Source organism: Mucilaginibacter lappiensis, assembly GCF_050433765.1.
Classification (GTDB): Bacteria; Bacteroidota; Bacteroidia; order Sphingobacteriales; family Sphingobacteriaceae; genus Mucilaginibacter; species Mucilaginibacter lappiensis_A.
Genome location: NZ_JBNPWP010000016.1, coordinates 17629 through 29954 on the forward strand (window position 1 = coordinate 17629; position 12326 = coordinate 29954).

At 41.5% G+C, this 12326-nt stretch carries 9 protein-coding genes; all 9 read right to left on the reverse strand.

Annotated elements, in window-relative coordinates:
• Positions 1–10: 10 nt before the first annotated feature.
• The 9 genes from M2273_RS29750 to M2273_RS29790 all read right to left on the reverse strand — a co-directional run bounded on the left by M2273_RS29750 (position 11) and on the right by M2273_RS29790 (position 12298).
• The gene (locus tag M2273_RS29750) at positions 11–1612 is read right to left on the reverse strand and encodes a glycoside hydrolase family 28 protein (RefSeq protein WP_429401867.1); all 1602 of its coding nucleotides are present in this window, start codon (positions 1610–1612) and stop codon (positions 11–13) included.
• A 2-nt stretch (positions 1613–1614) separates the two neighbouring features.
• On the reverse strand, positions 1615–2832 hold the full coding sequence (locus M2273_RS29755; RefSeq protein ID WP_429401869.1) for a glycoside hydrolase family 88/105 protein: 1218 nt from the start codon (positions 2830–2832) through the stop codon (positions 1615–1617).
• 43 nt (positions 2833–2875) lie between these two features.
• On the reverse strand, positions 2876–3313 hold the full coding sequence (locus M2273_RS29760; protein WP_429401871.1) for a c-type cytochrome: 438 nt from the start codon (positions 3311–3313) through the stop codon (positions 2876–2878).
• 8 nt (positions 3314–3321) lie between these two features.
• Positions 3322–4605, reverse strand: coding sequence for a PQQ-dependent sugar dehydrogenase (locus M2273_RS29765; protein ID WP_429401873.1), 1284 nt, complete (start codon positions 4603–4605; stop codon positions 3322–3324).
• A gap of 49 nt (positions 4606–4654) precedes the next feature.
• On the reverse strand, positions 4655–6364 hold the full coding sequence (locus M2273_RS29770) for a RagB/SusD family nutrient uptake outer membrane protein (RefSeq protein WP_429401875.1): 1710 nt from the start codon (positions 6362–6364) through the stop codon (positions 4655–4657).
• A gap of 11 nt (positions 6365–6375) precedes the next feature.
• A complete protein-coding gene (locus tag M2273_RS29775) occupies positions 6376–9726 on the reverse strand; it encodes a SusC/RagA family TonB-linked outer membrane protein (RefSeq protein ID WP_429401877.1) in 3351 nt (1116 codons plus the stop codon).
• 178 nt (positions 9727–9904) lie between these two features.
• Complete coding sequence (locus M2273_RS29780; RefSeq protein ID WP_429401879.1) at positions 9905–10789, reverse strand: FecR family protein; 885 nt, start codon at positions 10787–10789, stop codon at positions 9905–9907.
• Between the two features lie 124 nt (positions 10790–10913).
• A complete protein-coding gene (locus tag M2273_RS29785) occupies positions 10914–11450 on the reverse strand; it encodes an RNA polymerase sigma factor (protein WP_429401881.1) in 537 nt (178 codons plus the stop codon).
• Positions 11451–11491: 41 nt separating this feature from the next.
• Complete coding sequence (locus tag M2273_RS29790) at positions 11492–12298, reverse strand: DUF4350 domain-containing protein (protein ID WP_429401883.1); 807 nt, start codon at positions 12296–12298, stop codon at positions 11492–11494.
• Between the last annotated feature and the right edge of the window lie 28 nt (positions 12299–12326).

Sequence of the window (12326 nt, forward strand, 5' to 3'; positions counted from 1 at the left end):
TTCATTGCTTCTAATCCAAAACAGCCGTGCCGGCCTTCAGATCAGCAGATAGTTCAACCTTCTTTTGAATACCAGGGATTTTATTTTTCAGGATATGCACACCACGGCTTGTACTGCCCTCAACACGCACAAATGCATTGGCCGAGCCAGTAACTGTGTTATTATTTATATGCGCCCCGGCAACGTTCTCTAATCTTATTACAGCCTGGGCCCCGGTAGTTTCAGGAATTGTCCAATTATTTAACTCCAAATTTTTCCCATCCTCGCAGATAAAGGCAGGTCTGAGATCATTATGACTCAAAGTAAATTTTACATTAGTGAGTTTTAATCCATCAACATGCCTGGCCCAAACACCGTAAGCCGGTACCAGCGGACCAAATGTTTTTACTTCGGGGTATTTATCAATGGCCTCGGGTACAACCTGCCGGGCATTTTCATTACTGCCACCACCTCCCAGGTTTATCTCTATGTTTTCTAAAGTCAGGTTTTTAATGTCATGCCCTGGAATACCCGTTATTAAAATACCCGATGGCGGCATGAGTTGCGCGTTATCTGCTGCTTTTGCTTTTACATTTTTGATGGTCACATTTTCCAGGGTTCCGATAGGTTGCTGTGTATCCTGATCTTTACGGAATACACTTAACCTTGCACCTAAACGAATGAGGATTGGTGTTTTTACTTCGACCATGGTGATATCACTAATTTGAACATTACTGATATTTGCCCCATCAACCGAAAGCAGTTTGATGCCACCATTGGTTGTATCGTAAATATAACATTGCGATATTTTGATATTCTGGAATGCCGCCATGGATTCAGTGCCGATTTTGATAGCTCCCTGCCCGCTTTTTAACCGCAAGCCCGAAACAACGATATCCTTACAGGCCATTTTGCTCGATGTTGTTTTAAAGCACAAGGCGTCATCACCGCTTACCACATCACAATCTTTAATAGTAACATCCTGACAGCCATCTATATCCATACCATCATTATGCGCTACCCCTCTGCTTACAATTTTTACATTTTTAATATTTACCTGTTTACATTGAAAGTAATGTGATGTCCAGGCGGCAGCGTAATTTAGGGTAACACCGTTTACAGCAACATTTTGGCAGCGTACAATACGTAATAAAAACGGGCGCCTGCCCCAACGCTGCGATTCAGGCCGGGTATCGGTTAATATTTGCTGGGCTTTAAGCTTTGATCCCTGACCGTCAATTGTGCCTTCGCCCTCTATGCTTATATTTTTTTTATCGACAGCTACTACCAGCGCCCAGCCAACGCTTATACCAAGTCCGTCTACAAACGGATCCAGATTCTTATAATCGTTAACTTCGGTACTGCCCAGTAAAACAGCACCTTTTTTGAATTGCAGGGTAATATTATCATTCAGCGAGATAGTGCCTGTTAAAAATATCCCCGAAGGGATAACAACTTTACCACCACCACTTTTATAACACGCGTCAATCGCTTTTTGAATAGCCTCTGTATTTAATGTTGTGCCATTGCCCACAGCTCCATAAGCGGTGATATCCACATCGGCAGCAAATAAGTTTAAATTACATGCTACGGTAAGAATGACAACCAACAATAACCTAACCGACCTGTACATGGTTATTTTTTCCTTTCTGCTTTAAGCATTTCGGTTCCAGCCAATAACAGAGCTCCTAAACCATGGGTATCGTTTAACTCGGTTGGCCTGGTGTAGTAGAATTTAATGTCGGTATCCATATTAGTACCTATACAAACATCTTGTAACTCACCATTAGTTGTAACTTTGGTAACCAATCCTTTCCACCCTTCGCGGGCTATGGCTATATATTTTTCATTGATCCAACCCTGGTTTACTGCACGGGCCACGGCGTAAGTAAACATGGCTGTAACCGATGTTTCCAGGTATGAATCTGGTTTATCAAGCAATTGGTGCCATAAACCAGTCTGATCCTGATAGCGGGCGTAACCCACAATTTGTCTCAGCAGAAATTTGATCAGCTCCGGGCGTTTGGGATGGTTTGCCGGCAAATGATTTAACAATTCTACCGTTGCCATGGCTATCCAGCCATTGCTGCGGCCCCAGTGGCCAACACCGTTGGTTTGATCGTCTGAATAATAATTATGGAAGAAAAGACCTGTAGTAGGATCATAAAGATATTTATTGAAATTCTCTACCTGTTTTATAGCATCATCAAAATATTTGCTATCGCCGGTAAGCTTACCCATGCGAGCTAAAAACGGGATACTCATAAACATATCATCGGCCCAAAGGGTCATATTACGTGGGGTAGGGCGCGAAAGTGTGCCATCGGGCAGGCGCATCTGTTTAGTTAAAATATAGTCGGCCGATCTGTTTAAATAAGCCTTATAATCCTTTCTGTTTGCCAGTGCATCCACGTCAAATAGTCCTGCCGACATGGCCCCGCAGGCATCCAGGTTGGTGATATTAAATACGGCATTATACTCCACCTTGGGCGCTTTGGCTTTGCGAAGTGCATCAAAATAACCGAGGTTATCAAAAATGAAAGCGAAATTGCGTTGCGAATAATCAGAGTATTTTTTATCGTTAAGCACATCAGCAGTTTGCACCATACCTATGCTTAAAACACCATTTACATAAGCCCATTTATTGTACTTGCTATCGGCTTTAATGTCGGGCGATGAAGCTAAACCTTTGGTCGAATCATATTTTTCGTTGGTACTGGTATTGATGAACTTAAAGGAGGTATTTTGAATTACATTATCAGCAACCCGACGGACTATATCTTCGGTATTGGTAGCCTGCCCAAATGCTGTTGTCGAGCAACCGATCAGTAATAAGTATAAAAATGATTTCATTATTTGAGTTGTTAAATTGGATATCTGTTTTATAAATAGTGATTTACTTTTTGTTAGCGGCCCTTACTGTTTTTACCTGTGCTGTACTAATTGACCCCGCTTTATTGGTAAAACTTTTCCTGACATAGGTTAACACATCTGCAATTTCCTTGTCTTTCAAAAAATCATGTGCCGGCATGATATTGGAGTATGATTCACCATCAATATCAACGTTTTCTGAGAACCCATTAAGCACCACTTTGATCAGGCGGGTTTTCTCGCCCAACACATAATATGTTTTAATTAACGGGGGATTCATATTCGGCACTCCGCCCCCATCGGCCTGGTGGCAGGTTAAACAATATTTTACATAGATGCTTTTGCCGCTGACCACTGAAGCGGTTAAAGTTCCTGCAGGCCGGGGTTTGGCTTTGGTTTTAACCTGGGCCATTAACTGAACACAGCTAAAAATAAAGATGATGACCGTGACATATTTCTTCATTGGGGTAATTACTTTTTAGTGTAGACAATACGGTATATGGTGCCTTTTGAGTCATCAGTAACATACAAAGAACCATCAGCACCCTGGGCAAGACCACAAGGGCGGTGGTCGGCACGACCCGCTGCTGTTTTTTCTGGTGAACCCGAAAAGCCATCAGCAAATACTTCCCAGTTACCGTCGGGCTTTCCATTTTTAAATGGTTGAAAAACCACAAAATACCCGGCCTGAGGTTCAGGAGCACGGTTCCAGGAACCATGAAAAGCGATGAAGGCCCCGTTCTTGTATTTTGCCGGGAATTGATCGCCGGTATAAAACAACAAACCATTGGGCGCCATGTGACCGGGATAAGCCACAACCGGATCAATGAATTTAGCATCGGCTTCTTTTTTTCCGTCGCCACCATATTCGGGAGCCTGGATCTTTTTATGCTGAATCTGGTCGTAGTACATATATGGCCAACCGGCATTATCACCTTTTTTAAGCGCATATAAACATTCGGCGGGTAACTCTGCAGACTGTTTGGTGGTATACAATTCTGGCCATGAACTGTTCAGATTATCCCTGCCATGCTGCATTACAAAAAGCTGGTTATCCTGCTGGTTCCAATCCATACCTACCATGTTTCTTAAGCCTGTCGCATATCTTACGCCATCGCCATAGGTTTGATTTAATTTGTCAGTCTTAAACTGCCATACGCCGCCCATAGAATCAAGTATAGGACAACCTGGTATTCCGGGTGAATGCAGGCCCCGGTCTTTTTCCTGGCACGAATTAAACCAGGCACCTATGTTTACATAAATATTGCCATCATTATCCAATGCAAATGATTTGGTTTCATGCTGGCGGCCTGCCTTTAAACCGGTAACTATTTTTTCGGGCACATCAGGATTGATCACTTCATTTTTATCGTTCACTTTATACCTGAATACCTCGGTATTTGAGGATGCATACAGATATCCCTTTTTTAAATAAACCTCTGTACCGCCGTAAGTGCCAAAGCTTGTTTTAAGTTCGGCCTTGCCGTTTGGGGCTTCGTGGAACACCAAAATACCTTTACCTTCTTTTGTTGGCCTCGCCAGTTTTACGTAAATATCGCCCTGCGGGGTAACCACCAAATGCCTTGCCTTTGCACCGGTTTCGGCAACTTTTAAGGCACCAAATCCGGCAGGTAATTTTAAACCCGCGTTATCGGCATCGGGTACTACATCCGCCGCCGGTTTTAGGGCATAAAGCGTTATGCTTACAGCGAACACTGTAAGTGCCATCATTGATCTGAACAGTTTACTTTTCATACTATTATTCATAGGTTTTGTATACAAATTAATACCTCAAAACCCTGGTTTACCAACCAGGATTTTGAGGGTACGGCGTACCGGTAATTGTTGCATCGATCTGTGTTTGCGGAATCGGTCGTAATACATGAAAAGGCTTTATATTACTTTTTCCATCAGTATTATGCAGCTTTACCCGTTCCAGCAATTTACCTGTTCGCACCAGGTCAGTCCAGCGCATTTGTTCGCCGCATAGTTCTCTTGACCGCTCATCTAAAATAAAATCTAACGTAAGTTTATCGGCAGTGATATCCATTGCTGCCACGTTACCTGATGGATAGGCAGCCCTTTCGCGTATCTTGTTTATGTACTGCACGGCATCACCGGCACGCCCATCCATATATAATGCCTCGGCGGCAATTAAATAGGTTTCTGCTAACCTGTATATAATGATTGGCCGGCTGGAGGGTGAATTTTGATCAGGCCGTTTGGTATCAAAATATTTGATCATTGTAGGTGACAGCGCAATACTATATTTACTTGGCGGGATAACCTGGTAACGATAGCTGGCAATTTGTGCAGCGGTCATTTCATAACCTGGCATCCATATCGCTGTATCACCAACCGCAAATTTAGGCGCACCGGGTTGGGCGCCTGCGGGGGCACCGGCTGGTAAAGGATTAGGCCAGGTAGGTATAGAGGCCGCGTTGTTACATAACCACATGGTTTGAAATGTTTTTTTATAACGCTGGTCGTTCACCCTTTCACTGAATACCGTATCAGTGAGCCAATGCGTAGGAATCACACGTATATAAGGGCGGCCATAAAGTGTACTGCGCTGCATACCTGGCTGCACCTCATATTTAGGTGCAAATAAATGGCACAATAAGTTATCAGGGCCACTGTTATTTTGTGTAGGCGACCCGTTATAAGCTAATGTTGGTGTGTGTTGTACCGTCCATAATATTTCGCTGTTAGCTTCATTTCCTTCTGCATATACACTTGCAAAATCCGGCTGTAACCTTAAGCCTGCAGCCGGGGCAACATTATTGATCAAATCAGTAGCAGTAGTATAGGCGTTTTTATAATCATCTGATTGCTTGGCCGATGAACCTGCTCTTGTTAAATAAACCTTAGCCAGCATGTGCATAGCCGCGGCCTTTGTAGCCTTACCCGGAAGCACACCGCTGGTTAACGGGCCTGCAGGAAGTACAGCTACAGCATCTTTCAAATCCTGGATTATAAAATTATACACATCAGCCATTGGGGCACGCGTGGCAGAGGTTGTTGGAGTTGCCTGAAAGGTTTTATTCAAGGTTACATCGCCCCAGGACTGTACTAATATAAAGTAGTAATTTGCCCGCAGAAACTTAGCTTCGGCAACCATACTTGCCGCTGTTGTGGCATCAACCCCGGCCGGGACATTATTGATCAACCCATTACAAGTATTAATATAGGTGTAGCAATTTTTCCAGATTCCGGCAACTATACCATCTGCGGTGTTAAAGTTACTGTTATATTTTACCAGGCCATTATTACCATCATTGCCGGCAATAAACTCGTCGGTTCCGGGTATGGTCATTTCAAAATAACTATCAGGACCCCAAATAGTCCTGAACCCGGCATAAGCCGCGGTAAGACCGGCCTGAAAGCCCTGGCTTGTAGAGAAAAAAGCCGGGGTAAGGGTTGATTTTGGGTCTTCTACCAGTGTTTTTTTACAAGCTGTAGTTATCAAACCTAAAAACAAACAGCTGTATAAATATATAGATATCCTTTTCATCTTATTTCAATTTAAAGTGTCATGTTAATACCGAATGTAACTGACTTTGTGGGAGGCGTATCCACGTTTAAGGTTCCGGCTGTTTCCGGGTCAAGACCATGAAATGTATCGCGGTACGGTGAAAAAAGTATAAATGGGTTTTGCACCGTTGCATATATCCTTAATGATCTGGCTTTAATACGCTTTGTTATGGCTCCAGGCATATAATAACCTAAGGTCATGCTCCTTATTTTAAGGAAAGTACCGTCAAAATAGCTTAGCAATGATGAGTAAGGCGTATTGGTCGACGCTGAATTTGGCTTAGGATAATAATTCTGATGATTGGTTGGGGTCCAGTAATCCTCATTTATATTATTATAATTACCCTGGAAGGTGTTGATAAAACTACCGCTCTGGAATAACCTCGAAGTTATTAATCCGCCAACCCTGTAAACGCCAACCACTGTAAAATCAAACCCCTTGTAAGCAATACGGTTAGTAAACCCGCCTGTATATTTTGGCTGATTTGATCCGAGTATAATCCTGTCGCTGGCATTGATCTTTCCATCCTTATTTACATCTTCTACTCTAATGGTACCTATAACAGATCCTGTACCTGTGGTGGTCAACCCCAGACTTTTAGCCTGAGCCGTGTCGGCGGCTGTATTTTGCCAGATCCCGATTTTCTTATAATCAAATATGGAATTTATAGGTTGTCCCACAAACAGGTTATTGGTTATATCCTGAGTAACACCACTCGATAGTTTGGTTACTTTTCCTCTGTTGAAAGTGATATTAAAGTTAGTGGTCCAGCTAAAGCTGCTTCGGCCGTTGCCTGGTATATTAATGGTACTCAAACTTACTTCAATACCCTTGTTTTGAGTTTGCCCAACATTGGTTAAAATACTGTTAGGTATGCCTGATGTTGGCGGCAAGGATAATGGCAGCAACAATGACCGGGTAGACTGACGATAGGCATCAACCGCGCCCGTGATCCGGCCGTCAAAAAATCCAAAATCAGTCCCGATGTTTAGCGTAGATGTATACTCCCAGGTTAAATTGGGGTTAGGTACACTTGTTGGATAAGCGCCGGTCAGGTTAGTAGAGCCAAAGTTATAATTAACTGATGTTAAAGCACCGAGGGTTTGGTAAGGATCAATCGCTGTGTTACCTACCGTACCGTAGCTTGCCCTTAATTTAAGATTTGATAGCACATGTGAATCCTTTAACATAGGCTCCTGTGTAACATTCCAGGCCACGGCTGCTGATGGGAACACATGATATTTGTTACCCGGGGCCAGGCGCGATGACCCGTCTGAACGCATAGTTAAGGTAACCAGGTATTTATTGGCATAACCATAATTTACCCTGGCCATGTAAGAGATGATATCCCATTTTGAATAGGACCCTGATCCGCTCAGGTTTGATCCATACTGCGGGTTAAAATATTGTACACCGTCTGATAAAATATTATTATAACTAAATGAGTTCGACTGCAACTGGCTTTCCTGCAAGCTGTAAAGACCGGTAAAATTGATATGGTGCTTTTGCGCGATTATTCTGTCGTAAGTTAAAATATTTTCAAGCGTGTAGTTGTAGCTGTAAGTACTTTGGTTATTTGCGGTTGATGCACCACCCAGGTTATTGGTGGTAGCGCTGGCATAATAGTTTCCGTATATATCGGGCCGTATTTCGGCACCGCCATTAAACCTGTATTTTAATCCAGGAGCCAGATTAACCTCAGCATAAGCCGTAGTGAAAGTCCCGAACCGTTTACGCGTTTCGGCTACAGCGCCTGGAACAAAATTAGCAAGGGGGTTCCATACCTGGTTAGCGCTCCCTGCGGTAAAACCTACCAATTTGCCGGTAACGTCATCATAAGGTGTTGAAAGCGGGCTTGCCCTGAGCGCCTGACCAAGTGGGTTCGCGTTTTCGCCATTGGTATAACTTAAGGTATTTAAGCTACTTAAACCAATTTTAACATTTTTGCCTAATTGCTGGTCAATGCTTAACTTGAGGGAGTAACGCACGAATGACTGGCCAAAATAAATACCAGTTTCGTTATAATACCCACCTGATATGGCATATTGAGTTAATTCGTTACCACCCGAAACACCCAACTGATGATCGGTTACAAAACCTGTTTTATAGATGAGGTTTTGCCAGTCGGTATTGCGTCCGCTTTTAATTGATGCCACTTCCTGTGGTGCAAAAGAGCCATCCGTTAAAAAGGCCGGATCATCAATCCCTGTATATTTGCCAGGGTTCCCGTTAATCAGGCCCCATTTTTTCAGGTCTTCAAATTGCGGCCCGTTCATGATATTATAATGCCCCATTGGTTTGTTATAACCGGCATAACCACTATAAGATACAGTTGTACCGCCTTTTTTTCCGCGACGGGTAGAAACCAATAAAACACCATTAGCACCCCTTGATCCGTAAATAGCGGTTGATGAGGCATCTTTTAATACTTCTAACGAAACGATATCATCAGGGTTTATATCATTAAGGCTTCCGTTAAAAGGAATACCATCAACTACAATTAAAGGTGAATTGGACGCATTTATAGATCTGGTTCCCCTGATCAAAATAGAGGGCGCAGCACCCGGATGACTATTACCGTTACTTTTTTGAATATCAACACCAGCGGCCTGCCCCTGTAATGCCTGACCTATATTAGCAGCCGGAATGTCACGAAGTGCCTGTTCATTAACAGAAACAATTGAGCCTGTTACGTCAGATTTTTTCTGAACACCATAACCAACCACGATAACATCATTCAGTGATTTTAGATCACTTATCATGGTGACATTAATGACCGTTCGATTGTTAACAGCTATCAGTTGTGTTTTATATCCGATAGAAGAAAATTTCAGGGTTGCATTCGGAGTTACTTTGAGCGTATAATTACCATTTGCATTAGTAATTACCCCATTCCCGCTACCTTCAATCCCTACAGAAACACCTGGTAACGGACCGTTTGAATCAGATACCTTACCCGTAACTGTAATATCGGCCGATTCATTTTTTACACTTTGATCATCGGCTTTATCCGTTAGCAAACTTGTTTTTAACGATGCTGTTTTATCATAAATTACTATTCCTGTATTTACGTCTTTAAAAGACAGATGGGTTTTAGCAAATAAGTAATTCAAGATTTTGCCCAGGGGCTCATTTTGAAATTTATGCGGAGTGGTGGTATAACCCTTTAAGTCTGCCGGGTTATAGGAAAATTTAACATTTGATTGTTTTTCAAGCTTATCAATTGAGCTTTGCAATGATTCGTTACCAAACGAAATTTTAACAGGGTAGTCTGAAACCTGATCCTCTGTTCCTTTCGCTTGTATCTGGCTAAATGTCATTATGCCGATAATAACAATCATTGATACTTTCTTAAAAAAAGTAAATAATTTAGTATGTTTTTTTATCATCTTTACGAGGTTTTTTGTTAAAAAAAACTAAGGTGAATTATTGGATTAGCTTGGAACCTGCCAATAATTTATATCTACACTTTTGTCAGTATCCCCGGCCCTCAGCCTGGGATATTGGCTTTATCAGGGCTTAATTGTTCAGGCTTTTTTCAAGATAAACCTCCTTTCCTTTTACCATATAATCCAAATGATGGATGGTTTTAATAATTTCCAGCACATATTGTAAATTGTTACCGTTTGAAAAATGGATGGTTGTTATTAAATGATCTATTTTTTCGTGATCATAATTTATGTGAACGTTATAAGTATTTTCTAACCTCATGGCCAGCTCATTAAATGGAACACTGTACAAATTGATCTCATTTGATTTCCAGGCAGCTACTTTTTCGGCATCTACTGTTCTGATCAGATGGGTAGCTCCTTTTTGGTTATAAATCATTTCTTTGTTGAGCGTAAGTACACCAAAACTTGTAGCTTTATTACCAACCTCAACACGTCCCCTGGTAACCGTTAATCTTACATCGCTCACGTTTTTATAAAATTTCACGTTAAACGCGGTTCCTAACACCCGGGCATGTAAGCTGCCATAACGAACTATAAATGGCGAATTATTATCATGTTTTACATCAAAATATGCTTCGCCATTAACCAATTGTATTTCCCTGGTTTTGCCAAAACGTTCAGGAAATTTAATTACCGAGCCGGAGTTGAGCCAAACAGTTGATCCATCGGGCAGCGTCACAATTTTAATATTGCCTTTTTTTGCAGTTACAGCTATCCAGTTAGTTTTATCTTTCGATAATTTCATGTAAAAAAGTGCAGAACAGCACATCAGCAATAAAGAGGCAGCCATGGTATACTTAGCTGCAGAGGTTTTTATAAAATGCCATTTTCCAAAAATTTCTTTATGGATATGATGAAGCATTTCTTTCTCTACAGCACGCATAGCTTCTTCGTCCTGAAGATGATCCTCCCCAACTTTATAGCCAGAGGCGGGCCGTCGCCATTGCATCATGATAATCTGTTTTAAGTTTATATCAACTGCTTAAAGGCAGCTTTTGGTTTGATACTATATATACAAAGCCAAGCGGTTTAGGTACCAGAGTTATTTACATTTTTATTTATAAAAATGTACCTTGTTAAAGCATCCCCAATTTTGTCCGTAATATTTTCAAAGCATTTGAAAGCTGATTTTTAACCGTGCGCTGGGTAATGTTAAGGGTTTCTGAAATTTCACTAACAGACAAGTTTTGCTGCCTTGATAAAATAAAAACCTCCTGCATTTTTTTGGGCAACTCCCTGATCTCCCCCTCAATTACAACAGACAATTCTTTGGCTATCAAGTTATCCTCATTGGTATAGTGGTTTGTGCTATCAGGATGTAATAAGTTTTCTAACCTCTTTTTCCGAGCCGAATCCTGTTTGTAAAAATTAATGATGTTATTTTTCAATATCCTGAAAAGATAGGAAGTATTGTAACGCTCGGGGTTTATGCTGCATCTGCAATTCCATAGACTGATAAAAACCGTTTGTACAAGGTCCTTCGCATCCTCCTGCGAACAGGTTGAACGATAGGCCATTTGATACAAAGCCCGCCAGTTTCTTTTATAAAACTCGTCAAAGGCCTGTATATCACCTGCCTTAATTAATATGACCAATTCAGTTTCTGAAAGCATTACTTATCAATAATATGATTCTATTAACAATGGCACCTTTATCATTTACTTTTTACCGGGATCTGTTTTAGCAGCCACTTACTCAGGTCATCGGCGGCTTTATCATTATCAAACCCCATTGCTGCAGGCAGTCGTCCGTTGGTATACTCATTATATAACCACGGGTCACCCACAGCTATCACTAAACCTTTACCGTATTTGGCTGTACCAACAATCACATGCGCGCTATCAACCAATGCGGGTTTTGCCGGTGGTGATAGTTTAAGTGTGGCAATATCTTTCAGGTAAATCTTTTTGGCGGTTTTAAATATGGCATCATTCGCAGGGATGTTTATAGCCCCCATTTCAAATTGAGTTCCTATCACGTGTTTGTACAAATCATCATTAAAATGGATCCCAAATTTTGCTGCCAGGTTATTCAAATGCGGCAGTTCGGCATTGGCGCTGTCATTGGCCATTAAAAGCAGCACACCGCCTTGTTTAACCCAATTGGCAATAACTTCAATATGTCTGGTTTCGATGTAATGCGGATCTGCGGTTTCTTTCTTAGTGTCAGGATCAACAATAATGTAAATATCTGTTCCTTTTAAGCTCTCAGCAGTTGGCTCATTTTCAAGGCTTTGCAGACTGGCCCCGTTCTTTTTAAAAATATCCCCCAAAATGGAGAAACCGCTGCTTTTGGTATCTTCCCAGGTGTAGTGAAAACGGTCTGCCCCTCCTGCCGGGTTTTTACGGTACTCATTATTAAAAAAATAATCTAACGTAACCGTTTTAGTTTGCGCCATTAATAAAGGCGTTATCATTAAATTGAATATAAATAATATCGAATAAACTATGATCTTTCTCATTTGATCGGCTTTATAAATTTTGAGTATT

What these genes read in the sequence shown, in the direction of transcription:
- M2273_RS29750 (WP_429401867.1), bottom strand. Translation starts at nt 1,612, where the DNA reads ATGTACAGGTCGGTTAGGTTATTGTTGGTTGTCATTCTTACCGTAGCA.
- M2273_RS29755 (WP_429401869.1), bottom strand. Translation starts at nt 2,832, where the DNA reads ATGAAATCATTTTTATACTTATTACTGATCGGTTGCTCGACAACAGCA.
- M2273_RS29760 (WP_429401871.1), bottom strand. Translation starts at nt 3,313, where the DNA reads ATGAAGAAATATGTCACGGTCATCATCTTTATTTTTAGCTGTGTTCAG.
- M2273_RS29765 (WP_429401873.1), bottom strand. Translation starts at nt 4,605, where the DNA reads ATGAAAAGTAAACTGTTCAGATCAATGATGGCACTTACAGTGTTCGCT.
- M2273_RS29770 (WP_429401875.1), bottom strand. Translation starts at nt 6,364, where the DNA reads ATGAAAAGGATATCTATATATTTATACAGCTGTTTGTTTTTAGGTTTG.
- M2273_RS29775 (WP_429401877.1), bottom strand. Translation starts at nt 9,726, where the DNA reads ATGATTGTTATTATCGGCATAATGACATTTAGCCAGATACAAGCGAAA.
- M2273_RS29780 (WP_429401879.1), bottom strand. Translation starts at nt 10,789, where the DNA reads ATGATGCAATGGCGACGGCCCGCCTCTGGCTATAAAGTTGGGGAGGAT.
- M2273_RS29785 (WP_429401881.1), bottom strand. Translation starts at nt 11,450, where the DNA reads ATGCTTTCAGAAACTGAATTGGTCATATTAATTAAGGCAGGTGATATA.
- M2273_RS29790 (WP_429401883.1), bottom strand. Translation starts at nt 12,298, where the DNA reads ATGAGAAAGATCATAGTTTATTCGATATTATTTATATTCAATTTAATG.